Below are 23459 nucleotides of genomic sequence, written 5' to 3'. Positions count from 1 at the left end.
ACGGCGGCATGCTCCTCCTCGCGGGGGCGCTGCTCACCGGGCTCGTCTACTTTCTGGTGCGGCAGGGGCTCTACTCCTCCATCAGCACCGCCGTCACCACCGCGGTCCCCGCCCGCAGAATGCATCCGCCCTGGGTGTTGCCGCCGTCGTCCGCGTCCCGGTCGGCGGCGACCGCCGAGCCGATGCCCGCCGACGGCGTCACGGCCCCCGACGACATCACTCAGGGCCTCGCCGTCACGAAGATCAGTGACGTCGCCGAGCAGGCCGCCCTGAGCAGGCTGCTCACCGTGTCCGTCATCGTGCTGTTCGTGTACGCGGTGCTCTCCATCCTGCTCGCCTGGTGGATGGCGGGCCGCGTCCTGCACCCCGTGGCCGTGATCACCGGCACCGCGCGGCGCCTGTCCGGCGAGAACCTGCACGAGCGGATCGCGCTCGACGCGCCGCCCGGCGAGCTGAAGCAGCTGGCCGACACGTTCGACGAGATGCTCGGGCGGATAGAGCAACTGGTCGGCGCGCAGCAGCGGTTCGCCGCCAATGCCGCGCACGAGCTGCGCACCCCGCTCGCCGTCCAGCGGGCCGCCGCCGAGATCGGCCTCGCCGGGGAGCCCGACGCGCAACAGGTGGCCCGCATCCGTACGAAGCTGATCTCCGTCGCCGACGACAGCGAGCATCTGATCGAGGGGCTGCTGCTCCTCGCCACCACGGAGCGGGGTCTTGAAAGGTGTGAGCCCGTCGCGCTCGACGTCATCGCCGACGCGGTGGCGGAAGGGCTCGCGGGGCGGGCCGCCGAGCGGGACGTCACCCTCTCCCTGCACGCGGAGCCGCTCACCGTGCGGGGCGACGGGGTTCTCCTCGACCGCCTCGTGCACAACCTGGTGGCGAACGCCGTGGACTACAACGTCAAGGGCGGCCGGGTCGAGGTGCGCACCAGCGCCGAGGGCGTCGAGGTCGTCAACACCGGGCCCGTCGTCCCGCCGGAAACCGTCCCGCACCTCTTCGAGCCGTTCCGGCGCCTGCGGGAACGTACGCACGCGCGCGGGGAGGGCGCGGGCCTCGGCCTGTCCATCGTCGCCGCGATCGCCCGCGCGCACGGCACACGGGCGATCGCGCGGGCGAACGAGGAGGGGGGAGGGCTCAGCGTGCGGGTGCCCTTCCCGACGGGACCTGACGGGTCGCAGGGGCCTCAGCGGCGGTAGAAGATCCGGTCGCCGTACTCGGCGAAGACGCGTCCGTTCCACTCGTGGCCGCCGTCCACGTTCCCCGACCGCAGCAACGGCGGCTCGACGCCCCGCGCGGCGAGCTGCTCGACGGCCGTCGCCACCACCGCCTGCATGATCGCGTTGGTGACCACGCTGGAGGCGGGTCCGAAGGGCGCGTCGACCGCGTCGAGGCTGAGCTCCGCGTCACCGAGGGCGATCTTGGAGTCGATCACGACGTCGCAGTGGTCCTTGAGGAAGGTGCCGGACACGTGCCGCGACTTCGTCTCCGTCGCGTACACCACCGACGTCACCCCGATGACCTTCAGGCCGAGCGCGCGGGCGTTCATCGCCATCTCCACGGGCAGCGAGTTCCGGCCGGAGAGCGAGATGATCACGAGTACGTCACCGGGGCGGGCCGGCGAGGAGTCCAGGACGGCGCCCGCGAGCCCGTCCACCCGCTCCAGGGCGGAGCCGAGCGTGGCGGGCATGACGTCGATCCCGACGACGCCGGGGACGGCGAGGAGGTTCATCAGGGCGAGGCCGCCCGCGCGGTAGACGACGTCCTGGGCGGCGAGCGAGGAGTGCCCGGCTCCGAAGGCGAAGAGCCTGTTGCCCCCCTCGACCGCGTCGGCGAGCAGCGCGGCCGCCGCGTCGATGTTGCCGCCGGCCCCGCCCTCCTCGTCGCGCACCCGCCCGAGCAGGCCGATCGCGGCGTCGATGTACTGACCGGCCAGCTTGCTCTCGCTCTTCGAGCCCATGCGCCGAGGAACCTTTCGGGGTACGTAGTACGTATGTTTTGTACGTATGTTCTGCACGTGTTTCCCGTGTGCCGCGGCTCACGTTGCGGTCTGGACCAGTGCCCTGTCAATACGGCCCGAGCACCCCGTCGAGGCCGCCAGGACCGGGTTTTCCCCTGGCGCGACCCGGTTGTCAGCGGTATGCGTCAGAATTGGTAGCAGGGCCGGCCGCACGAGCGAGATCTGAGGGGCACCCATGTCGGGGCTGATTGACACCACTGAGATGTATTTGCGCACCATCCTCGAGCTGGAGGAGGAAGGTGTGGTCCCCATGCGCGCCCGGATCGCCGAGCGTCTCGACCAGAGCGGGCCGACGGTGAGCCAGACGGTCGCGCGCATGGAGCGCGATGGTCTGGTGGCGGTCGCGAGCGACCGCCACCTGGAGCTGACGGAGGAGGGCCGCAGGCTCGCCACCCGCGTGATGCGCAAGCACCGCCTCGCGGAGTGCCTGCTCGTCGACGTGATCGGTCTGGAGTGGGAGCAGGTCCACGCGGAGGCGTGTCGCTGGGAACACGTGATGAGCGAGGCGGTGGAGCGCCGCGTCCTGGAGCTCCTGCGCCACCCCACCGAGTCTCCGTACGGCAACCCGATCCCGGGTCTGGAAGAGCTGGGCGAGAAGGACGGGGCCGACCCGTTCCTCGACGAGGGCATGGTGTCCCTGGCCGATCTCGACCCGGGCGCGGAGGGCAAGACCGTCGTGGTGCGCCGCATCGGCGAGCCCATCCAGACGGACGCGCAGCTGATGTACACGCTGCGGCGCGCGGGTGTGCAGCCCGGCTCCGTGGTGAGCGTGACGGAGTCCGCGGGCGGGGTGCTCGTGGGCAGCAGCGGCGAGGCCGCGGAGCTGGACAACGACGTCGCGTCGCACGTCTTCGTCGCCAAGCGCTGAGGTCACGCCGAGGTCACGGCAAGACCCGCTCCGGGACCCTCGGGGCGGGGCGACGGCGTCCGCGACGTGGGGTTCTGGCGGGATCCGCCTCCCGACACCTGCCGTTACCGGGGGTTAGCGTCAACTAGTGGTAACGGTTGGGCAGTTGTGAGGACTCCAGGATTGTATGGGGTCCAAGATTCAGTGTGCGGAATCGCAGCGCCCGGACGTTTTGCGTGCCAGGCTGTCGCGTGAGGCATATGACCAAAGGGCTCTTGCCGTGTCGGTGCGCAACCGGCCGCCGCGGCTGTGGGAGGGGGCAGGAGGATGTGCCCATCTGGTGAGCGGGAGCGCGTACGCGAGCCGTGCGCCTCGACGCGCCCTGAGCACGCGGAGGGCCCCGGCGCCCTTGAGCGCCGGGGCCTGTCCTCCCCTGCAGTGACCCGGAGCCCCGAGCTCCCAGGGTCGTCCCCCTCGGACCGTTTTCCCCGAGCGGCCCGCCTCCCGATGAAGATCTCCCCTCGGCAGCGGCGGCCAATCCTTGAGGGTGGTCACTCGAACGAGGGGTGTTGCCGGCGATCTGGCCGGTTTCGAAAAAGAGTTCGATAGCGTGCGGGGGTGCGTGACAGAACCAGGCGTTCAGCCAGGCGTTCAGCCCGAGAGGATTCAAGGGGGGTGCCAGGAACCATGGTGCGGCGCATTGACGTGACAGGCGCGGGTGGCGTTCGCCTCGCCGCCTGGGAGTTCGCTGATCCTCCCAAGTCCAGGGAGACCGACGGTCCACCCGGCGGCGTGCTCTTACTGCACGGCCTGATGGGCCGCGCTTCCCACTGGGCGGGCACCGCCCGCTGGCTCTCCGAGCGGCATCGCGCGGTCGCACTCGACCAGCGTGGGCACGGGCAGAGCGACAAGCCCCCCGAGGGCCCCTTCACTCGCGAGGCCTACGTGGCCGACGCCGAGGCCGCGCTCGTCCAGCTCGGCCTCGCCCCCGCCGTCCTCATCGGCCACTCCATGGGCGCGCTCACCGCCTGGCAGCTCGCCGCGAAGCGCCCCGATCTCGTCCGCGCCCTGATCATCACCGACATGCGGGCCTCCGCCCTCGGCGCCGCCTCGCAGCGCGAGTGGGAGGACTGGTTCAGGGCCTGGCCCGTCCCCTTCGCGACACTCGCCGACGTGCGGAAGTGGTTCGGCGAGGACGATCCGTGGGTGGAGCGGCCGAACCCCTCACGCGGCGAGTTCTTCGCCGAGGTGATGAGCGAGGGCCCGGACGGCTGGCGCCCCGTCTTCGACCGCGACCAGATGCTCAAGTCCCGCGAGACCTGGGTGTACGACGCCCACTGGGAGTATCTGACCCAGGTCCAGTGCCCCGCCCTGGTCGTCCGCGGCCTGGACGGCGAGCTGGGCCGCGCCGAGGCGCAGGAGATGGTCCGCGTGCTGCCCCGTGGGGCGTACGCGGAAGTGGCCGACGCCGGTCACCTGGTGCACTACGACCAGCCGGAGGCCTGGCGCGAGGCGATCCAGCCGTTCCTGGACGGGGTTCTGACGGGGTAGGGCCCGGTGCCGCTCACGGGCTGAGGCGCTCGACCGTCCAGCTCGCGGCTGCCGCGGTGGCGCCCTGCTCCGTGTTGGTGGCGCCCTGCTCCGCGCGTTCGTAGCGCAGGCGGTCGTGCAGGCGGTTCGCCCTGCCCTGCCAGAACTCCACGCTCAGCGGCTCGACGCGGAAGCCGCCCCAGTGCGAAGGCGCGGGCACCTGCTCGCCCTCCGGGTAGCGCTGCGCCAAATCGGCGTACGCGCGGTCGAGTTCGTCGCGTGTGGCGATGACCGACGACTGGGCGCTGGCCCAGGCGCCGAGCTGGGAGCCGTGCGGGCGGGTGCGGAAGTACGCCACCGTCTCCTCGCGCGGGACGCGCTCCGCCGTGCCCGTGACGATGACCTGGCGTGCCATCGGATGCCACGGGAAGAGCAGCGCGATGTTCGGGTTCGCGGCCAGTTCACGGGCCTTGCGGGACTCGTAGTTGGTGAAGAAGACGAAGCCGCGCTCGTCGTAGCCCTTCAGGAGGACCGTGCGCGAGCTGGGGCGTCCCGCGGTGTCCACCGTCGAGACGACCATGGCGTTCGGCTCGTGGAGCACGCCCGCGTCGGCCGCGGCGAGTGCCTGCGTGAACCAGAGCGCGAACAGTTCGACGGGCGTGGCGGGCAACTCCGCCTCGATGAGTCCGTCGACGCCGTAGTGGGCCCGTATGGCGGCGAGGTCGGACACGGGAGGGGCCCCGGCGGACGATGATGAGGCTGATGCGGAAGCGGCGGCTCGATCGGTCACGCGGTCATCTTGCCGTATACGAAGGGTCACTCGGCGGGCTGTCGCGCACCACGGGGAGGTGACGTGTGGCACTGAGTGCCGCGCACCATCGCCAAGGGTGGCACCAAGGGATATCGTGCGGCTTCCGTATCGGTTGGGTGACCACCAGCCGCACGGGGCATGACCGGGGTGACCGACCCGGATCGCGAGTCGAAAGCCGGAAGCCACCGACGCACCGGCAGACCGCGGAACCGGACCGGAGATACCCACTTCTGACACATGGTCATGAGCTGTCTGTCACCACCATCTGTCGCACACATCACGAGGAGCCGCCTGATGTCCGACTTCGTACCCGGACTTGAGGGAGTCATCGCGTTCGAGACGGAGATCGCCGAACCGGACAAGGAAGGCGGCGCGCTTCGCTATCGCGGCGTCGACATCGAGGATCTGGTCGGCCACGTCTCCTTCGGCAACGTCTGGGGCCTGCTCGTCGACGGCGCCTTCAACCCCGGTCTGCCGCCCGCCGAGCCGTTCCCGATCCCGGTGCACTCCGGTGACATCCGCGTCGACGTCCAGTCCGCGCTCGCGATGCTCGCCCCCGTATGGGGTCTGAAGCCGCTCCTGGACATCAGCGAGCGGGAGGCCCGCGACGACCTCGCACGGGCCGCCGTCATGGCCCTCTCGTACGTCGCCCAGTCCGCCCGCGGCCAGGGCCTGCCGATGGTGCCGCAGCGCGAGATCGACAAGGCCGACACGGTCGTCGAACGCTTCATGAAGCGCTGGCGCGGCGAGCCCGACCCCAAGCACGTCAAGGCCGTCGACGCGTACTGGACGTCAGCCGCCGAGCACGGCATGAACGCCTCCACGTTCACGGCCCGCGTCATCGCGTCGACGGGCGCGGACGTGGCCGCGGCGCTCTCGGGCGCGGTGGGCGCCATGTCCGGGCCCCTGCACGGCGGGGCGCCGTCCCGTGTCCTCGGCATGATCGAGGAGATCGAGCGGACCGGGGACGCGGTCGCGTACGTGAAGCGGGCCCTGGACAAGGGCGAGCGCCTGATGGGCTTCGGCCACCGGGTGTACCGGGCCGAGGACCCTCGCGCGCGGGTCCTGCGCCGTACGGCACGTGAGCTGAGCGCTCCCCGCTTCGAGGTGGCGGAGGCGCTGGAGAAGGCCGCCCTTGACGAGCTGCACGCCCGCCGCCCCGACCGGATCCTGGCGACGAACGTCGAGTTCTGGGCCGCGATCGTCCTGGACTTCGCCGAGGTGCCGGCGCACATGTTCACGTCCATGTTCACGTGCGCGCGGACCGCAGGCTGGTCGGCGCACATCCTCGAACAGAAGCGGACGGGGCGCCTGGTCCGTCCGTCGGCCCGGTACATGGGCCCTGCGGCGCGGGACCCCCGGGAGGTCGAGGGGTTCGGGGACATCGCGCGGTAGGCAGCCGTGAACGCCGGTGAACAGCGGTAGGCGTACGAACGAGGCGGCGTACTCCGACATGGTGTCGGTGTACGCCGCCTTGGTGTGGGGCGAGTTGCGGGAGGGCCGGGTGTGGGGCGGGTCGCGGGAGGGCCGCCCGCGCGGTCACGGCGACTACTTCGCGTCGCCGTTGAACTTCGAGGCCGACCAGAAGTAGCCGAGCACCGCGAGTCCGACGCACCAGGCGATGGCGATCCAGCCGTTGTCGCCGATCTCGCTGCCGAGGAGCAGGCCGCGCAGGGTCTCGATGGCCGGGGTGAAGGGCTGGTACTCGGCGATCGGCTGGAACCAGCCCGGCATCGCGTCGATGGGGACGAAGGCGCTGGAGATGAGCGGGAGGAAGATCAGCGGCATCGCGTTGTTGCCCGCGGCCTCGGCGTTGGGGCTGACCATGCCCATCCCGACGGCGATCCAGGTGAGCGCCAGGGCGAAGAGCGTGAGCAGTCCGAAGGCCGCGAGCCACTCCAGGGCGGTGGCGTCGGTGGAGCGGAAGCCGATCGCCACGGCGACGGCCCCCATGAGGATCACGCTGGCGATGCACTGCAGGACGCTTCCGACGACGTGTCCGATGAGTACGGAACCGCGGTGGATGGCCATGGTGCGGAAGCGGGCGATGATGCCCTCGGTCATGTCGGTGGAGACGGACACCGCGGTGCCGATCGTGGTGCTGCCGATGGTCATCAGGAGGAGACCCGGCACGAGGTAGGCGATGTAGTCGGAGCGGTCGCCGCCACTGATGCCCGCGCTCATCACGTCGCCGAAGATGTAGACGAAGAGCAGCAGCAGCATGACGGGTGTCAGCAGCAGGTTCAGGGTGAGGGACGGGTAGCGCCGGGCGTGCAGGAGGTTGCGGCGCAGCATCGTGGACGAGTCACGGACGGCGAGGGAGAGGGTGCTCATCGGACGTTCTCCTTGGGCTGGTTCGGCTGTGCGGCCTGGGCGGGGACGTGGGTGCTGTCGGTGAGGGCGAAGAACACGTCGTCGAGGTCGGGGGTGTGCACGGTGAGCTCGTCGGCCTCGATGCCCGCGGAGTCCAGCCAGTCGAGGATGGAGCGCAGCTCGCGCTGGGTGCCGTCGCTGGGGAGTTGGAGAGCGAGCGCCTCGTCGTCGCGGGTGACCTCGGACAGGGCGGCGGCGGCCGACTGGTAGGCGTCCGGGTCGGTGAAGCGGAGGCGGACGTGCCCGCCGGGGACGAGCCGCTTCAGTTCTTCCGCGGTGCCCTCGGCGGCGATCTTGCCGTTGTTCAACACCGCGATGCGGTCGGCGAGTTCGTCGGCCTCCTCCAGGTACTGGGTGGTGAGGAAGACGGTCACCCCGCCGGAGACGAGGCCGCGGATGATGCCCCACATGTTGTGCCGGGAGCGGGGGTCGAGGCCGGTGGTCGGTTCGTCGAGGAAGATGATCCGGGGGTCGCCGACCAGGGTCATGGCGATGTCGAGGCGGCGTTTCATGCCGCCGGAGTAGGTGGATGCGGGCTTCTTGGCCGCCTCGGTGAGGTCGAAACGCTCAAGGAGTTCGGCGGCCACCCGTCGGCCCTCCTGCTTGGACAGGTGGTGCAGGTCGGCCATCAGGAGCATGTTCTCCTCGCCGGTGATCAGGCCGTCGACGGCGGAGAACTGCCCGGTGACGCCGATCCCGGCGCGGACCGCCTGCGGGGCGACGGCCAGGTCGTGGCCGCCGACCCGCAGCTCGCCGGCGTCGGCGCCGACGAGGGTGGAGAGAATCTTGACGGCGGTGGTCTTGCCCGCCCCGTTCGGGCCGAGCAGGGAGAAGATCGTGCCTTCCGGGACGGCCAGGTCGATGCCGTCAAGGACCGTCTTGTCGCCGTAAGCCTTGCGCAGCCCGTGCGCCGCGATGGCCAGGTTCGTCATGAGGAGTGCTCCTTCAAAGCTGCGAGGTCGAGAGGCGTTGGAGGTGACAGAGGTGTCAGAGGTGTCAGAGGCTGCGGGCGGTGATGTCGCCCTGGGAGACGGTCGCCTTGATGACGAGGCCGGGCGTGCCGTCGCTGTTCTTCAGCGAGTTGTCGATCCGGCCGTAGCTGGTACCGGCGTCCAGGGAGGCGGAGACTCCGCGAGCCGCGCCGGCCGTGATGTTGCCCTGCTGGGTGTTGAGCGTGAGCGTGCCGCCGGTGGCCTCGGTGACGTTCACGTCGCCCCGCTGGGTGCTGATGTCGCCGTCACCCGTGAGGCGGCCGACCGTGATGGTGGCGTCGTGGCCGGTGAGGCGGGCGCTCGCGGCCTCGTCCAGCTTGACCGAGCCGTAGCCGCCGTCGAAGACGACGTCACCGAGCCGTCCCACGCCCCGGAACTCCGCGGCGGCGGACTTCGCCTCGACACGGGACCCGGCGGGCAGCTGGACCGTGACCTCGACGGCACCGGAGTTGCCGAAGACCCGGTTCTTGCCCTCGGGGACCCGGATCCGCAGGACGCCGTCGGCGTAGGTGACCTCGGCCTGCTCGGCGGCCTTCACGTCGCCGCTCTTCGAGGCGTTGGCGGGCAGGACCTCGACCGTGGTGTCGGCGCGGTCGGCGGCGATGAACTGGATCCGCCCGGCGGGGATGTCGAGGACGGTGGTGACCGGGGCGGAGGTGTCGAACTTCTGCATGGTGTGCTCCTTGTGTCTGTGGTGTTCGTGTTCGTGGTCGTGGTGTTCGTGTTCGTGGTGTTCGTCGTGCCCGTTGCTCTTTCTGATGTCGTGAACGCTACGTTGCATTCGCGGTTCCCTCAATTGCTTCATTGCGAGGAATCTGCATTCCAGCAGGTCACAGCTAGTATTTCGTTGCAATGCTCCTGTGTGTAATGCAACGAGAGGCCTCTGATCGTTGCAATGCAATGAGAGTGAACGCTATGCTGGCGGCTCTCAGAGAGAGCTGAAGAGGCCTGAAGAGAGCCGAAGAGGGCCAGAGAGCCAGAAAGCCGAGGAGACCGCGATGCCGGGAGGCAGACTCACCCAGCAGGAACGTCAGCAGATCGCGCTTGGCCTGGCCGACGGCCTCGCCTACGCGGAGATCGCCAGACGTCTCGACCGCCCCACCTCGACGGTCACGCGCGAGGTCATGCGCAACGGCGGCCCCACCGGCTACCGCGCGGACCTGGCCCACCGCGCGACCGAACGCCGCGCCCACCAGCGCAGGCAGGCCGCGCCCCGGGACGCGGAGGCGCCGCCGCAGGTCCACGGACGCGACCCCGAGGCCGTACGTGAGTACGAGGAGACGCTCACCACCGTCTTCATGCAGTCGGGCCTGGCCAAGATGATGTCCCGGGTCCTTGCCTGCCTCTACACAACGGACACGGGCAGCGTCACCGCGGCCGAACTCGCCCGGCATCTCCAGGTCAGCCCGGCGTCCGTCTCCAAGGCGATCGCGTTCCTGGAGGGTCAGGACCTGGTCCGTCGAGAGCGCGACGAACGCCGCCGGGAGCGCTACGTCGTCGACGACGACGTCTGGTACCAGTCGATGAAGGCCAGCGCCCGGGCCCTCACCCAGATCGTCGAGACCACACAGCAGGGCGTCGCCATCCTCGGGCCCGACACCCCGGCCGCCATCCGCCTGGAGAACATCGCCCGCTACCTCGACTTCGTCAGCGAGAGCACCGCCCGCGCCGCGGAACAGGCCCGCGAGATCCTCCACACGAAGCCCGAGGCGAGCCGCACATCGGACGAGTGATCAGGCGCTCCAGGCGCTCCAGGCACTGGGGCGAGTTCACCCCAGCGCGCCCTCCACCAGCCTCGCCCACTCCCCCACCACTCGCTCCCTGCGCGCCCCGTCATCCGTCAGCAGGTTGGCGAGGCCGAGGCCGCGCGCCATGTCCAGGAGCCCCTGGACCGTCTCCCGCACCCCCGGCCGCGACTCGTCGGCATCGAGCAGCCGCACCGCGATCCGGTGGGTCTCACGGCCCACCCGCGCCTCCAGCTCCGTCACCCGCGCCCCCAGTTGAGGCTCGTTGGACGCCGCGACCCACAGGTGCAGCGCCGCCCGGAAGAGCGGCCCGGTGTAGAGATCGACCAGGGCGGCGACCACCGACGCCCTGTCCTGCGCCGGGAGCGCCCGCAGCGCGGTGGACCGCTGCTCGGCGACGTACTCCACCGCCGCCGTGAAAAGGTCCTCCCGCGTGGGGAAGTGGTGCTGGGCCGCTCCCCGTGAGACCCCCGCCCGCTCGGCGACCACGGAGACCGTGGACCCCGCCCAGCCGCTCTCGGCGAGGCACGCCACCGCGGCCTCCAGGAGCCGCTGGCGCGTCGCGCGGCTGCGGTCCTGCTTGGGCGAGCGATGCGTGGATGAGCGATGCGTGGGCGAGCGATCACGATCGGCACGATCAGCCGCGGTCACAGCACCCATGGGCACTCCCGTCGTTCGAGGAAAGCCCCCATTCCTTCCCGCGCCTCCGCCGATGCGAAGAGCCGCGCGGACAGGGCGATGAGGGAGTCCGTGTGGTGGTCGAATGCGTCGAGCACCCTAGCCGTGAGCAGCTTCTTCGTCTCGGCCAGGGCCTGCGGCGCCGCCTTCCGCAGCCCGTCGATGAGGGGCCCGAGCTCCGCGTCCACGTCGTCACCGGCCACCGTCACCAGACCGATCCGCGCCGCCTCCGCCCCGCCGAAGCGCTCCCCGGTGAGGAAGTAGCGGGACGCCGCGCCCGGGTCGAGCCGGGCGAGCAGCGGCATGGAGATGACCGCGGGCGCCACCCCGATCCGTACCTCCGTCAGCGCGAACGACGCCCCCGTCCCCGCGCCCGCCATGTCGCAGGCGCCGAGCAGGCCGAGCCCGCCCGCCCGTACATGCCCGTCCACCCGCGCCACCACCGGCTTCGGCAGCTCCACGATCTGCCGGAGCAGCGCCACGAAGACGGCCGGGTCCGGCGGCTCCCGCAGATCGGCGCCGGAGCAGAACGTCGAGCCGGTGTGCGTGAGGACGACCGCCCGCACGTCGGGGTCTTTTCCGCAGTCGTCGAGCGCCTCCGCGAACCCGTCGAGGAGCCCCGCCGAGAGCGCGTTGCGGTTGGCGGGGTTGTCCAGGGTGAGCGTGACGATGCCGCGCTCCGGGGGCGCGTACACAAGACCCATGGAATCTCCAGCAGTTGAGAGCGTTGGGAGAGGTGGACGAAGAAGTGGACGAGGGGGAAGTTCGCGAGACGGCAATGGGGGGGCGGCTCAGTACGACTTGGGCAGCCCCAGTGTCTGGTGGGACACGTAGTTGAGGATCATTTCCCGGCTCACGGGGGCGATCCGCGCCACCCGCGACGCCACGATCAGCGAGGCGAGGCCGAACTCCTTCGTCAGGCCGTTGCCGCCCAGGGTGTGCACCGACTGGTCGACGGTCTTCACGCACGCGTCGGCGGCGGCGAGCTTGGCCATGTTGGCGGCCTCACCGGCGCCCATGTCGTCGCCCTCGTCGTAGAGCCGGGCGGCTTTCTGCATCATCAGGCGGGCCAGTTCGATGTCGATGTGCGCCTGTGCGAGGGGGTGCGCGATCGCCTGGTGGGCGCCGATCGGGCTCTTCCACACGCTGCGTTCCTTGGCGTATCCGACGGCCCGGGAGAGGGCGTAGCGCGCCATGCCCAGCGAGAACGCCGCCGTCATGATCCGCTCGGGGTTGAGCCCGGCGAAGAGCTGGAGCAGCCCCGCGTCCTCGTCGCCCACCAGCGCGTCGGCGGGCAGCCGTACGTCGTCGAGGGTCAGCTCGAACTGCTTCTCCGGCGCCTGGAGTTCCATCTCGATCCGCCGCCGCTGGAAGCCCTCCGTCTCGCGCGGCACGATGAAGAGGCAGGGCTTGAGGCTGCCGGTCCTTGCGTCCTCCGTACGGCCCACGATGAGCGTCGCGTCGGCGATGTCGACGCCCGATATGAACACCTTGCGGCCGGTCAGGAGCCAGTCGCCGCTCGCGCCGTCCCTGCGCGCGGTCGTCGTGATGCGGTGGGAGTTGGAGCCCGCGTCGGGCTCGGTGATGCCGAACGCCATGGTGCGGCTGCCGTCGGCGAGACCGGGCAGCCAGGCCCGCTTCTGCTCCTCGGTGCCGAAGCGGGCGATGACGGTCCCGCAGATGGCGGGCGAGACGACCATCATCAGGAGCGGACAGCCTGCCGCCCCCAACTCCTCCAGGACAATGGAGAGTTCGGCTATGCCGCCGCCTCCGCCGCCGTACTCCTCGGGCAGGTTCACGCCCAGGTAGCCGAGCTTGGCGGCGTCGGCCCACAGCTCGTCGGGGTGGCCCTCGTCGCGCACGACGCGGGTCATGTAGTCGCGGCCGTAGCGCTTGCCGAGTGCGGCGACGGCCGCGCGCAGGGCCTGGTGCTCTTCGGTTTCGAGGACGGTGCTCATACGGATTGCTCCTCCTGTACGACGGCTCAGGCGACTTCAGGGGCTTCTACGACGTCTACGACGTCTACGACCGCCAGCAGCGTGCCGACCTCGACCTGGCGGCCGGGCTCGGCGTGCAGGGCGGTGAGCGTGCCGGAGGCGGGAGCGGAGATGCGGTGCTCCATCTTCATGGCCTCCAGCCAGATGAGGGGCTGCCCGGCGGTGACCCGCGCCCCCTCCGCGAGCCCCTCGGCCAGGCGCACGACGGTGCCGGGCATCGGGGCGAGCAGGGATCCCGGCTCCTGCCGAGTGGTGGGTTCGGGGAGTTGCGGGAGCGCGGTGAGTGCGGTGTTGCCGACGTACACGCGCCCCTCGTCGCCGTACCGACCGCATCCGCCGTACCGGCTGACCACGAACTTCCTTCGCACACCGTCGACTTCGAGTACGACGAGCTCCCCGGACACGGAGAGCACCCGCACCCCTTCCGCGCTCAGGCCCTCGCGTGTGTGCCGGTAGCGGACCTCGTGCTCGGTGCCGTCCGGCTCGCTCCGGAAGAGCTTGACCTGCGGCTGCGACGCGAGGTTGCGCCAGCCGCCGAACCGCGAGCGCCCGTGCGCGTCGGCAAGCGCGGCGGCCAGCGGGGCGTGCGGGTCCGGCGCGGGGGCCGCGAGTTCGGCGAGGTGCCGGTCGTAGAAGCCCGTGTCCATACGGGCCTCGACGAACTCCGGGTGCCGCAGGGAACGTACGAGCAACTCCCTGTTGGTGACGGGCCCGTGCACGACCGCACGCTCCAGCGCTCCCGCGAGGGCGCGCAGGGCCTGCGCACGCGTGGGGGCGTACGCGATGGCCTTGGCCAGCATCGGGTCGTAGTGCACGCCGATCGTGTCGCCGTCCACGTACCCCGTGTCGAGCCGCACGCCCGGCACGGAGAGCCGGTGGAGGATGCCGGTCTGCGGGGCCCACTGCGCCGCCGGGTCCTCGGCGTAGAGGCGGGCCTCGACGGCGTGCCCGCGCGCGAGGGGCGGCTCTTCCGCGAGCCGCGCGCCCTCCGCGACCTGGATCTGCGACGCCACGAGGTCGACCCCGAACACCGCCTCGGTCACCGGGTGTTCGACTTGAAGCCGCGTGTTCATCTCCAGGAAGTGCGCCCGGTCCCCCGCGACCAGGAACTCCACCGTGCCCGCCCCGCGATACCCGGTCACGCGCGCCGCGCGCACGGCCTGCGCGTGCAGCTCCTCGACGAGACCGGCGGCGAGACCCGGCGCCGGGGACTCCTCGATGACCTTCTGATGCCTGCGCTGGAGCGTGCAGTCCCGCGTCCCGAGCGCCCAGACGGTGTCGTACGCGTCGGCCATGATCTGCACCTCGACATGCCGACCGCCCTCCAGATAGGGCTCGACGAAGACCTCGCCGTCCCCGAAGGCACTGGCCGCCTCCGCGCGGGCAGCCTCCAACTCGCCCTTCAGGGAACTCAGTTCCCGTACGACGCGCATGCCGCGCCCGCCGCCACCGGCCGCCGCCTTCACCAGAACTGGCAGATCGCCCTCGGTGACGTCGTCAAGGCCCATCGGCGCGATGCCCATGAGTTCCTTGGCGCGCGTCTTGGAGGCCATGGACTCGATCGCCTCGGGCGGCGGCCCGATCCACACGAGCCCGGCGTCGATGACGGCACGCGCGAAGTCCGCGTTCTCGGAGAGGAAGCCGTAGCCGGGGTGGACGGCGTCCGCGCCGGCGGCCTGGGCTGCCTTCACGATGAGTTCGCCGCGCAGGTACGTGTCGGCGGGCGCCGCGCCCGGCAGCCGCACGGCGGAGTCGGCCTCACGGACGTGCAGGGCGTCCGCGTCGGCGTCGGAGTACACGGCGACGGTGGCGATGCCCAGGTCGCGGCAGGTGCGGAAGACGCGGACGGCGATCTCGCCACGGTTGGCGACGAGCAGAGTGCTGATGGAACTGGTCATGGGAGGGGTCGCGGAATGGGACACGGGAGGGGTCGCGGAATGGGTCATGGGAGGGGTCCTCACATCCGAAAGACGCCGAAGCCACCGCGCGCGCCCTCGTAGGGGGCGGTGTGGATCGCGGACAGGCACAGGCCGAGGACCGTGCGGGTGTCGCGGGGGTCGATGACCCCGTCGTCGTAGAGGCGGCCGGACAGGAACATCGGCAGCGACTCCGACTCGATCTGCTGCTCCACCATGGCGCGCAGAGCGGCGTCGGCATCGTCGTCGTAGGGCTGCCCCTTGGCGGTGGCGGAGGCGCGGGCCACGATCGACAGGACCCCCGCCAGCTGCTGCGGTCCCATGACGGCGGACTTGGAGCTCGGCCAGGCGAAGAGGAAGCGCGGGTCGAAGGCGCGCCCGCACATGCCGTAGTGCCCGGCGCCGTACGAGGCCCCCATCAGCACGCTGAGATGCGGGACGCGCGAGTTCGAGACGGCGTTGATCATCATCGCGCCGTGCTTGATGATGCCGCCCTGCTCGTACTCCTTGCCGACCATGTAGCCGGTGGTGTTGTGCAGGAAGAGCAGCGGGATGTCCCGCTGGTTGGCCAGCTGGATGAACTGGGCGGCCTTCTGCGACTCCTCGCTGAAGAGCACGCCCTGCGCGTTGGCCAGGATGCCGACGGGATAGCCGTGGAGCGAGGCCCACCCCGTCGTGAGGCTCGACCCGTACAGCGGCTTGAACTCGTCGAAGTCGGAGCCGTCGACGATGCGGGCGATGACCTCGCGCGGGTCGAAGGGCACCTTGAGATCGCCGGGCACGATGCCGAGCAGCTCGTCCCCGTCGTACTTGGGAGGCTCGACGACACCCGCCGGATCGGCGTACGCCTTGCGCCAGTTGAGCCGCTTCACGACCCGCCTGGCCTGCCTCAGCGCGTCCCGCTCGTCCTCGGCGAGATAGTCCGCGAGGCCGGAGGTACGGGCGTGCATCTCGGCGCCGCCGAGCGACTCGTCGTCGCTCTCCTCGCCGGTGGCCATCTTCACCAGCGGCGGACCACCGAGAAAGACCTTGGCGCGCTCCTTGACCATGATCACGTGGTCGCTCATGCCGGGGACGTACGCGCCGCCCGCCGTCGAGTTGCCGAAGACGACGGCGACGGTCGGTATCCCGGCGGCCGACGACTGGGTGAGGTGCTTGAAGAGCGCACCGCCCGGAATGAAGATCTCCTTCTGGGACGGGAGATCGGCGCCTCCCGACTCCACGAGATGGAGGGACGGCAGCCGGTTGGCGTGCCCGATCTCGTGCGCCCGGAAGGCCTTCTTCAGGGTCCACGGGTTACTGGCCCCGCCGCGCACGGTGGGGTCGTTGGCGGTGATCAGACACTCCACGCCCTCGACGACACCGATGCCGGTGACCATCGACGCGCCGACGGGGTAGTCGCTCCCCCAGGCGGCGAGCGGCGAGAGCTCCAGGAACGGCGTGTCGGGGTCGAGGAGCAGCTCGATCCGCTCCCGGGCGAGCAGCTTGCCGCGCCCCCGGTGCCGGGCGACGTACTTCTCGCCGCCGCCCTCAAGCGCCTTGGCCTGCTCGGCGTCGAGCTCGGTGAGCCCCGCGAGCATGGCCTCGCGGTGCTCGGCGTACTCGGCGCTCGCGGGGTCGAGCGCGGACGCGAGGACGGTCACGGGTGTACCTCCGTCGGGTCGATGGGGGCGGTCGCTTCGAGCGGCGCGACCGGAATGTCGAGCGGCTTGACCGGGATGTCGAGCAGCGCGACCGGGATGTCGAGATGGCGGGCGCGCAGCCACTCGCCGAGGCCCTTGGCCTGCGGATCGAAACGGGCCTGGGACGCGACCCCCGCGCCGAGGATGCCCACGACGACGAAGTTCAGCGCCCGCAGATTCGGCAGGACATGCCGTACGACGGTCAACTCGGCTGCCTCCGGGATGAGTTCACGGAACCGCTCGACGGTCAGCTCATGGACGAGCCACCGCCAGGCGTCGTCCGTACGCACCCACACGCCGACGTTCGCATCGCCGCCCTTGTCACCGCTGCGGGCTCCGGCGACGAGGCCGAGGGGCGCGCGGCGGGTGGGGCTGCCGGGGAGGCGTGGAGGCAGCGGCGGCTGATCGAGATCTTCGAGTACGAGGCTGCCGCCGCCGTCCTCTATGCGCCGCCGCTCACCTCCCGGCAGGACGGCCACGTGATCGACGGTCCCGCGCTCGACGTACGCGGCCTCGAAGACTCCGTAGGGCGCGCCTTTGCCCGGGGGCGCCGTGACGTGGAATCCGGGGTAGCTGCCGAGGGCCAGTTCGATCGCGGCGCCGCTGAGGGCGCGGCCGACGGGCTCCTGCTGCGGGTCGCGCACGACGAGCCGCAGCAGGGCGGATGCGGTCTCCTCGCTCGGAGCGTCCGGCCGGTCGGTGCGGGCAAGCTCCCAACGGACGTCCGCAGGGCGGGCCTTGCTCCGCTCGAAGGCGTCATCGACCTGGGCACGCACGAGATCGGCCTTGGCCTCGACATCAAGCCCGGTGAGGACGAAGACGACTTCGTTGCGGAAGCCGCCGAGCCGATTGAGTCCGACCTTCAGATCCGGTGGCGGGGCCTCTCCGCGCACCCCGGAGACCCGTACCCGGTCGGGCCCCTCCTGGGCGAGGGTGACCGTGTCGAGCCGGGCGGTGACGTCGGGCCCGGCGTACCGGGCGCCGGAGGTCTCGTACAACAGCTGGGCGGTGACCGTGCCGACGTCGACGAACCCACCCGTGCCGTCGTGCTTGGTGATGACGCTGGAACCGTCCTCATGGATCTCGGCGACCGGAAAGCCGAGCCGACGCCCATAGTCGGCCGGGCGCGCGCCGAAGAAAGCGTAGTTGCCCCCGGTGGCCTGCGTCCCGCATTCGAGGATGTGCCCGGCGACGACGGCACCGGCGAGCCGGTCGAGATCGCCGTCCGCCTCACCCCATCCGAAGTCCTTCTCGCCCCACCCGAAGCCCGCCTCACCCCACCCGAAGTGCGCGGCGGCGGGCCCGGTGACGAGGGCGGCGTCGGTCACGCGCCCCGTGACCACGATGTCGGCCCCGCCCCTCAGGCAGGCGGCGATTCCGGCGCCGCCGAGATAGGCGTTGGCGGTGAGGGCGCCCGGAAAGCGGGACCCCAGATCATCGCCCTCCACATGAGCGACCCGCACCTCACCCATCCCGAGGCGGTCCGCCAACTCCCGTACGGCATCGGCAAGTCCACCGGGATTCAGCCCACCGGCATTGGCGACGATCTTGACGCCCCGCTCCTGGGCGAGCCCCAGGCACTCCTCCAGCTGCCGCAGGAAGGTCTTCGCGTACCCGCGCGTGGGGTCCCCCAGCCGGTCGCGCCCGAGGATCAGCATGGTCAGCTCGGCGAGATAGTCGCCGGTGAGGACGTCGAGGGGGCCGCCGGTGAGCATGTCGCGCATGGCGTCGAAGCGGTCGCCGTAGAACCCGGACGCGTTGCCGACCCGCAGCGGGCCGGTCACAGGCTGCGCTCCTTGGCGGGCCGCCCGGGCCCCGGCGGCCCCGCGAAGGCCTGAGCGATGTCCAGCCACCGCTCGGCATCGGCGCCTTCCGCGCGCACGGCGAGATCGTCCCGGTGCGCGCGCTGGGTGACGAGGAGACAGAAGTCGAGCGCGGGCCCGGTCACGCGCTGACCGGCGTCTTCGGGCCCACTGACCCACACCTCACCGGAGGGCAGCCGGAGTTCGACGCGAAAGGCGTCACCCGGCGCGCTCAGCCCCCGCGCCCCGAAGGCGAAGTCCCGGGCCCGCACCCCGATATGGGCCACGTGCCGCAGCCGGTCCGTCGGCACCCGTACGTGACCCAGCGCGTCGGCGACGTCCTGGCCGTGGGCCCAGGTCTCCATCAGGCGGGCGGTCGCCATGGAGGTGGCGGACATGGGCGGCCCGTACCAGGGAAAGCGGGTGCCGCGCGGGGCTGCCGTCAGGGCCTTCAGGAGGTCGTCACGCCCGGCGCGCCACTGCGAGAGCAACGCGGCGGGCGGCAGCCCGGCCCCCGCCTCGGCCCCGTCGTCGACAAACGAATCGGGAGCCGCGAGGGCTTCTTCGACGAGCCGCCCGAAGGCGTCACCATCGGTGACGGCGGTCAGCGCGGCGCGGTCGGTCCAGGCGAGATGGGCGATCTGATGAGCGACGGTCCAGCCTTCGGCGGGGGTGGGCAGCGCCCAGCGCTCACCACTCAATCCCCCTACCAGCTGGTCGAGTTCCTCGCTCTCACGGCGCAGATCGTCGAGTACGGGCACAGCTTCGGACACGGAGCGCTCCCCTCGGGGCACGAATGGGGTCCCCCCTGCTCGAACGAAGTTGAGAGCTTGGGGAAGTGCCCCGGAGCATGGCAGCGCCCGGAGAAACAAGCAAGCGTGCTTGCATTACTTTCCGGACGCCTCCGGCACCGACTCCTCGACGGTCTCCGCCGGAGCCAGCACGGCATCCGGGGTGGCCCCCGACGCGACGACATCCCCGGACCTACGGGCCGGACCGCGCCCGATCTGGGTCCGGACGGCGCCCATGCTGGCGGCGATGACCAGCGAAATGGCCAGAGCCTCATTCACCGAGAGGGCCTGGTTCAGCACGAGGAACCCGGCGACGGCGGCGATGGCCGGTTCCAGACTCATCATGATCGCGAAGGTGGAGGCGGGCAGCCTGCGCAGGGCGATCAGTTCGAGCGTGTACGGCAGCACGGAGGACATCACGGCGACCGCCGCACCGAGCCCGAGCACCTCGGGCCTGACGAGCTTGTCCCCCGACTCGATGAGGCCGAGCGGCAGGAAGAGGAGCGCCGCGACGACCATCGCGAGGGCGAGCCCGTCGGCCTGCGGGAAGCGGCGCCCCGTACGGGCGCTGAAGACGATGTACGTGGCCCACATGGCACCGGCGCCAAGCGCGTACGCGACACCGACAGGATCGAGCCCGCTGAATCCACCCCCGCCCCCCAGCAGGAAGACGCCACAGAGGGCGAGCCCGGCCCAGACGAGATTCAGGGCGCGACGCGAGGCGAAGACGGAGAGGGCGAGCGGCCCGAGCACCTCCAGCGTCACGGCGGGCCCCATGGGAATCCGGGCGACGGACTGATAGAAGAGCCCGTTCATCCCGGCCATGGCCACACCGAAGGCGACGACCGTCCCCCAGTCGGCGCGCGAGTGCCCCCGCACCTTCGGCCTACAGACGATCATCAGCACCAGAGCGGCGAAGGCGAGCCGCAGGGTCACGATGCCGAGGGCTCCCGCCTTGGGCATCACGCTCACGGCGATGGCTCCGCCGAACTGGACGGAGATCCCGCCCGCGAGCACGAGCCCGACGGGCCCGAGGGCCCCCCACCGCCCACCGCCCCCTGCCCCCTGACCACTCCTCGACGCGTCCACAGCGACCTCTCCACTCCTCGACCCTCAACCGGGCCCCTCAGCCAAAACCTTCACCCAGTCCACTCACCTGGACTGCCCCGTCCAAGGTAGTAGACCACGTCAGCATTGTGGAGCCCTTTCACTCCTGTACGCAAACCACATCCCCACCCCGAGTCCAGCCGGAGGGGGGTGAGAGTGGGCGTGAATGCAAGAAAGTCCCACCCCACACACCCTCCCCTCGGCGTGTCGTGGGACTTTCCTGCAATCCCCCACCCCTCAGAGGACCTCAGCCAGGATCTCGGCCAGATGGCGCCCGCGCGCGCCTCCCGCCAGGTGCTCCAGCTGCGTCCGGCAGGAGAACCCGTCCGCGAGGATCACCGGTCCGCCCTCCGCCTCCGGCACCGTGGCCGCCCCCCGCACCGCCGGGAGCAACTGCTCCTCAGCGCACGCCACCGACACCTCGTAGTGCCCCGCCTCGAAGCCGAAGTTCCCCGCGAGTCCGCAGCACCCCCCGCTCAGCTCGCCCTTCAGGCCCGCCTTCTCCCGCAGCCGGCGCTCGGCCCCGTCGCCCAGGACCGCGTGCTGATGGCAGTGGGTCTGGCCCACCACCGCCCGGTCGACCCGCGGCGGGGTCCAGTCCGGGGCCAGTTCCTCCAGGGCCTGCGCGAACGTCCGTACTCGTCCCGCCAGTTCAGCCGCCCGCGGGTCCTCCCCGAGCAGCTCCACCAGGTCCGTCTTCAGCGCCGCCGCGCAGCTCGGTTCGAGGACCACCAGGAGCGCCCCCGCGTCGAGCAGCGGCCCCATCCGCTCCAGCGTGCGCCGCATCACCGCGCGCGCCCTGTCCAGCTGGCCGGTGGAGACGTACGTGAGGCCGCAGCACACGTCCCCCGGCGGCACCACGGGACGCAGCCCTGCGGCCTCCAGGACCCGCACCGCGGCCTGCCCCACCGCCGGTGAGAGGTGATCCGTGAACGTGTCGGGCCACAGCACGACCGTCGGCCCCGCCAGACCCTCCGGAGCACTCCGCCCCCGCCCCCGGAACCACCGCCGGAAGGACTCCCCCGCCAACCGCGGAATCTCCCTCTCCTGCGCGATCCCGCCCGCCCGTTTCGCCAGCGACGCGAGGCCCCCCACCCGCGCGAGCGCGTTGGCCACCCCCGCCGTACGCGTCCGGTCCGCGAGGCGCAGCCACAGCGGCAGCCAGCCCATCGCGTAGTGCGCCGCGGGCCGCCTGCGTCCCTCGTAGTGGTGATGCAGGAACTCCGCCTTGTACGTGGCCATGTCCACGCCCACCGGGCAGTCCGACCGGCATCCCTTGCAGGACAGGCACAGGTCGAGCGCGTCCCGCACCTCCTCCGAGCGCCACCCGTCCGTCACCACTTCCCCCGCGAGCATCTCGTGCAGCATCCGGGCCCGGCCCCGCGTGGAGTGCTCCTCCTCGCCCGTCGCCCGGAAGGAGGGGCACATCACCCCGCCGCCCGAACCAGCCGACGCGGTACGGCACTTGGCGACGCCCACACACCGCCGTACCGCCGCCGAGAAGTCCCCGCCGTCATGGGGGTAGCCGAAGGCCACGTCCACCGGTTCACGCGGCAGCGGGTCGAAACGGAGGTTCGCGTCCAGCGGCGCGGGACGCACCAGCATCCCCGGGTTCAGCAGATCCGCCGGGTCCCACACCCCCTTCACCCGCTCGAAGAGCCCCACGAGCTCGGCCCCGTACATCTTCGGAAGCAACTCCGCCCGTGCCTGCCCGTCCCCGTGCTCCCCCGACAGCGAACCGCCGTGCGCGACCACGACCTCCGCCAGATCCTCCGAGAAGCGCCGGAAGCGCCGCACGCCCTCCGTGCTCATCAGGTCGAAGTCGATGCGTACGTGGATGCAGCCGTCCCCGAAGTGCCCGTACGGAGTTCCGCGCAGACCGTGGTCGGTGAGCAGCCCCCGGAAGTCCCGCAGATACGCCCCGAGCCGGGCGGGCGGCACCGCGCAGTCCTCCCAGCCCGGCCACGCCTCGCTGCCGTCCGGCATCCGCGTCGCCGTCCCGCTGGCGTCCTCGCGGACCCGCCACAGGGCGCGCTGCCCCGCCGGGTCGGTCACCACCACCGAGTCCACGACGCCCCCGGATGCGGCCCCCTTGACGATCGCGTCGGCACGCGCGCGTGCCTCGCCCCCGCTCTCCCCGCCCGTCTCCACGAACAGCCAGGCACCGCCCTTGGGCAGCCCGCTCGCTCCCCGTACGAGATCGGCGGCCATCCCCTCCACCGTCAGCGGCCCGTACGGCAGCAGGCCCGCCGCGGCCTCCGCCGCCGCGCTCTCGTCGGCGTACCCGAGTACCGCGAGGGCACGCGCGCGTGGCGCGTCGACGAGGCGTACGACCGCCTCCGTGACCACGCCGAGGGTGCCTTCCGAACCGCAGAACGCGCGGGCCAGGTCCACGCCCCGCTCGGGGAGCAGGGCGTCCAGGGCGTAGCCGGAGATACGGCGCGGGAGCTCGGGGAACCCGGTGCGCAGGAGTTCGAGATCGCCGTCCACCAAGGCGCGCAGGCCGTCGGGCGCGCCGGACCAGCCCTGGCCGAGCGCGAGCCGTGCGCCCCCGCCGCTCACGACCGAGAGGGACGAGACGTTGTCGGCGGTCGTCCCCCAGGCGACCGAGTGCGATCCGCAGGAGTTGTTGCCGATCATTCCGCCCAGGGTGCAGCGGTTGTGGGTGGACGGGTCGGGGCCGAAGGTCAGGCCGTGCGCGGACGCCGCGCCCCGCAGGTCGTCGCAGATCACCCCCGGCTGGACGACCGCGGTCCGCGACTCCGCGTCGAGCGACACGATCCGGTTCATGTGCCGGGTGAAGTCGAGGACGAGCCCCGTACCGGTCGCCTGCCCGGCGATGGAGGTACCGGCGCCGCGGGCGACGACGGGCACCCCGCGCTCCCGGCACACGGCGAGCGCCGCGGCCACGTCGTCCGCGTCGCGCGGGGCGAGGACGCCGAGCGGCACGCGACGGTAGTTGGACGCGTCCATGGTGTTCAGGGCCCGCGCGGTGACGGAGAAGTCCACCTCCCCCCGCACGGCTGCCCGCAGTTCCTTCTCTACGCCTTGGCCTACGCCTACACCGTCGCCTACGCCTCCGAGATCACTCATGCCCATATCCATGCCCTCAGGATGCATCCGCGAAGGGCCCGATCTGGGGCGGAGCCTCGCGCCCGGGGGCGGAGCCTC

Annotated in this window: 20 protein-coding genes; 6 read left to right on the top strand and 14 right to left on the bottom strand. The window is 71.3% G+C overall.

Annotated elements, in window-relative coordinates:
• The first annotated feature begins 8 nt into the window (after positions 1-8).
• Complete coding sequence (locus tag ACZ5CR_RS29335) at positions 9-1196, top strand: sensor histidine kinase (protein ID WP_468862886.1); 1188 nt, start codon at positions 9-11, stop codon at positions 1194-1196.
• Here the strand turns inward: ACZ5CR_RS29335 and ACZ5CR_RS29330 are convergent.
• The gene (locus ACZ5CR_RS29330; protein WP_468862766.1) at positions 1184-1957 is read right to left on the bottom strand and encodes an SIS domain-containing protein; all 774 of its coding nucleotides are present in this window, start codon (positions 1955-1957) and stop codon (positions 1184-1186) included. The two genes, ACZ5CR_RS29335 and ACZ5CR_RS29330, sit on opposite strands and share 13 nt — an antisense overlap.
• Positions 1958-2192: 235 nt before the next feature.
• On the opposite strand from ACZ5CR_RS29330, the gene ACZ5CR_RS29325 reads away from it, so the two are divergent.
• Both ACZ5CR_RS29325 and ACZ5CR_RS29320 read left to right on the top strand, forming a co-directional pair.
• Positions 2193-2885: a metal-dependent transcriptional regulator gene (locus tag ACZ5CR_RS29325; RefSeq protein ID WP_389905039.1), complete on the top strand. Its 693-nt coding sequence runs from the start codon at positions 2193-2195 to the stop codon at positions 2883-2885.
• Positions 2886-3551: 666 nt separating this feature from the next.
• Positions 3552-4415 (top strand): alpha/beta fold hydrolase, encoded by an 864-nt coding sequence (locus ACZ5CR_RS29320; protein WP_468862763.1) that lies wholly within the window; start codon positions 3552-3554, stop codon positions 4413-4415.
• Positions 4416-4428: 13 nt separating this feature from the next.
• Here the strand turns inward: ACZ5CR_RS29320 and pdxH are convergent, their stop codons facing one another.
• Entirely contained in the window at positions 4429-5124 is a 696-nt protein-coding gene (pdxH, locus tag ACZ5CR_RS29315) for a pyridoxamine 5'-phosphate oxidase (RefSeq protein WP_468862761.1), read from the bottom strand.
• A gap of 375 nt (positions 5125-5499) precedes the next feature.
• Between pdxH and ACZ5CR_RS29310 the strand changes: the two genes are divergently transcribed.
• Together ACZ5CR_RS29310 and ACZ5CR_RS29305 are read left to right on the top strand one after the other, a co-directional pair.
• Positions 5500-6600, top strand: a complete 1101-nt coding sequence (locus ACZ5CR_RS29310) for a citrate synthase 2 (protein ID WP_468862755.1) — start codon at positions 5500-5502, stop codon at positions 6598-6600.
• A 16-nt stretch (positions 6601-6616) separates the two neighbouring features.
• On the top strand, positions 6617-6796 hold the full coding sequence (locus ACZ5CR_RS29305) for a hypothetical protein (protein WP_468862750.1): 180 nt from the start codon (positions 6617-6619) through the stop codon (positions 6794-6796).
• Here ACZ5CR_RS29305 and ACZ5CR_RS29300 read toward each other — a convergent pair.
• The 3 genes from ACZ5CR_RS29300 to ACZ5CR_RS29290 all read right to left on the bottom strand — a co-directional run bounded on the left by ACZ5CR_RS29300 (position 6754) and on the right by ACZ5CR_RS29290 (position 9243).
• Positions 6754-7539 (bottom strand): ABC transporter permease, encoded by a 786-nt coding sequence (locus ACZ5CR_RS29300; RefSeq protein ID WP_468862747.1) that lies wholly within the window; start codon positions 7537-7539, stop codon positions 6754-6756. The genes ACZ5CR_RS29305 and ACZ5CR_RS29300 overlap by 43 nt on opposite strands.
• Positions 7536-8510, bottom strand: a complete 975-nt coding sequence (locus ACZ5CR_RS29295) for an ATP-binding cassette domain-containing protein (RefSeq protein WP_468862746.1) — start codon at positions 8508-8510, stop codon at positions 7536-7538. Before ACZ5CR_RS29295 ends, ACZ5CR_RS29300 begins: the two co-directional genes overlap by 4 nt.
• Before the next feature lie 64 nt (positions 8511-8574).
• Positions 8575-9243, bottom strand: a complete 669-nt coding sequence (locus ACZ5CR_RS29290) for a DUF4097 family beta strand repeat-containing protein (protein WP_468862884.1) — start codon at positions 9241-9243, stop codon at positions 8575-8577.
• Positions 9244-9568: 325 nt separating this feature from the next.
• Here ACZ5CR_RS29290 and ACZ5CR_RS29285 point away from each other — a divergent pair, with 325 nt between their 5' ends.
• Positions 9569-10303 carry a helix-turn-helix domain-containing protein gene (locus ACZ5CR_RS29285; RefSeq protein ID WP_468862744.1) on the top strand — a complete coding sequence of 245 codons (735 nt, stop codon included), beginning with the start codon at positions 9569-9571 and terminating at the stop codon, positions 10301-10303.
• A 36-nt stretch (positions 10304-10339) separates the two neighbouring features.
• Here ACZ5CR_RS29285 and ACZ5CR_RS29280 read toward each other — a convergent pair whose 3' ends face one another.
• From ACZ5CR_RS29280 to ACZ5CR_RS29240, 9 genes are all read right to left on the bottom strand, one after another.
• The gene (locus ACZ5CR_RS29280) at positions 10340-10975 is read right to left on the bottom strand and encodes a TetR/AcrR family transcriptional regulator (RefSeq protein WP_468862742.1); all 636 of its coding nucleotides are present in this window, start codon (positions 10973-10975) and stop codon (positions 10340-10342) included.
• Positions 10963-11697 (bottom strand): enoyl-CoA hydratase family protein, encoded by a 735-nt coding sequence (locus tag ACZ5CR_RS29275; protein ID WP_468862739.1) that lies wholly within the window; start codon positions 11695-11697, stop codon positions 10963-10965. The genes ACZ5CR_RS29280 and ACZ5CR_RS29275 overlap by 13 nt, the downstream gene beginning before the upstream one ends.
• An 87-nt stretch (positions 11698-11784) precedes the next feature.
• Positions 11785-12951, bottom strand: coding sequence for an acyl-CoA dehydrogenase family protein (locus ACZ5CR_RS29270; protein ID WP_468862737.1), 1167 nt, complete (start codon positions 12949-12951; stop codon positions 11785-11787).
• Positions 12952-12977: 26 nt separating this feature from the next.
• Positions 12978-14888: an acetyl/propionyl/methylcrotonyl-CoA carboxylase subunit alpha gene (locus ACZ5CR_RS29265; RefSeq protein WP_468862735.1), complete on the bottom strand. Its 1911-nt coding sequence runs from the start codon at positions 14886-14888 to the stop codon at positions 12978-12980.
• 59 nt (positions 14889-14947) lie between these two features.
• Positions 14948-16549 (bottom strand): acyl-CoA carboxylase subunit beta, encoded by a 1602-nt coding sequence (locus ACZ5CR_RS29260; RefSeq protein ID WP_468862733.1) that lies wholly within the window; start codon positions 16547-16549, stop codon positions 14948-14950.
• Positions 16546-18372 carry an acyclic terpene utilization AtuA family protein gene (locus tag ACZ5CR_RS29255; protein WP_468862731.1) on the bottom strand — a complete coding sequence of 609 codons (1827 nt, stop codon included), beginning with the start codon at positions 18370-18372 and terminating at the stop codon, positions 16546-16548. Before ACZ5CR_RS29255 ends, ACZ5CR_RS29260 begins: the two co-directional genes overlap by 4 nt.
• The gene (locus tag ACZ5CR_RS29250; RefSeq protein ID WP_468862728.1) at positions 18369-19163 is read right to left on the bottom strand and encodes a TIGR03084 family metal-binding protein; all 795 of its coding nucleotides are present in this window, start codon (positions 19161-19163) and stop codon (positions 18369-18371) included. The genes ACZ5CR_RS29255 and ACZ5CR_RS29250 overlap by 4 nt, the downstream gene beginning before the upstream one ends.
• A 114-nt stretch (positions 19164-19277) precedes the next feature.
• Entirely contained in the window at positions 19278-20270 is a 993-nt protein-coding gene (locus tag ACZ5CR_RS29245) for an EamA family transporter (protein WP_468862726.1), read from the bottom strand.
• Positions 20271-20525: 255 nt separating this feature from the next.
• The gene (locus ACZ5CR_RS29240; RefSeq protein ID WP_468862724.1) at positions 20526-23381 is read right to left on the bottom strand and encodes an FAD-binding and (Fe-S)-binding domain-containing protein; all 2856 of its coding nucleotides are present in this window, start codon (positions 23379-23381) and stop codon (positions 20526-20528) included.
• Positions 23382-23459: the final 78 nt, after the last annotated feature.

Source organism: Streptomyces sp. NPDC031274, assembly GCF_055570235.1.
Note: the sequence above shows the minus strand (reverse complement) of the source record. Positions and strands in the feature narration are given on the sequence as shown.

Coding starts and splice junctions, on each gene's coding strand:
- ACZ5CR_RS29335 (WP_468862886.1), top strand. CDS start 9: ATGCTCCTCCTCGCGGGGGCGCTGCTCACCGGGCTCGTCTACTTTCTG.
- ACZ5CR_RS29330 (WP_468862766.1), bottom strand. CDS start 1,957: ATGGGCTCGAAGAGCGAGAGCAAGCTGGCCGGTCAGTACATCGACGCC.
- ACZ5CR_RS29325 (WP_389905039.1), top strand. CDS start 2,193: ATGTCGGGGCTGATTGACACCACTGAGATGTATTTGCGCACCATCCTC.
- ACZ5CR_RS29320 (WP_468862763.1), top strand. CDS start 3,552: ATGGTGCGGCGCATTGACGTGACAGGCGCGGGTGGCGTTCGCCTCGCC.
- ACZ5CR_RS29310 (WP_468862755.1), top strand. CDS start 5,500: ATGTCCGACTTCGTACCCGGACTTGAGGGAGTCATCGCGTTCGAGACG.
- ACZ5CR_RS29300 (WP_468862747.1), bottom strand. CDS start 7,539: ATGAGCACCCTCTCCCTCGCCGTCCGTGACTCGTCCACGATGCTGCGC.
- ACZ5CR_RS29295 (WP_468862746.1), bottom strand. CDS start 8,510: ATGACGAACCTGGCCATCGCGGCGCACGGGCTGCGCAAGGCTTACGGC.
- ACZ5CR_RS29290 (WP_468862884.1), bottom strand. CDS start 9,243: ATGCAGAAGTTCGACACCTCCGCCCCGGTCACCACCGTCCTCGACATC.
- ACZ5CR_RS29285 (WP_468862744.1), top strand. CDS start 9,569: ATGCCGGGAGGCAGACTCACCCAGCAGGAACGTCAGCAGATCGCGCTT.
- ACZ5CR_RS29280 (WP_468862742.1), bottom strand. CDS start 10,975: ATGGGTGCTGTGACCGCGGCTGATCGTGCCGATCGTGATCGCTCGCCC.
- ACZ5CR_RS29275 (WP_468862739.1), bottom strand. CDS start 11,697: ATGGGTCTTGTGTACGCGCCCCCGGAGCGCGGCATCGTCACGCTCACC.
- ACZ5CR_RS29270 (WP_468862737.1), bottom strand. CDS start 12,951: ATGAGCACCGTCCTCGAAACCGAAGAGCACCAGGCCCTGCGCGCGGCC.
- ACZ5CR_RS29265 (WP_468862735.1), bottom strand. CDS start 14,888: ATGACCAGTTCCATCAGCACTCTGCTCGTCGCCAACCGTGGCGAGATC.
- ACZ5CR_RS29240 (WP_468862724.1), bottom strand. CDS start 23,381: ATGAGTGATCTCGGAGGCGTAGGCGACGGTGTAGGCGTAGGCCAAGGC.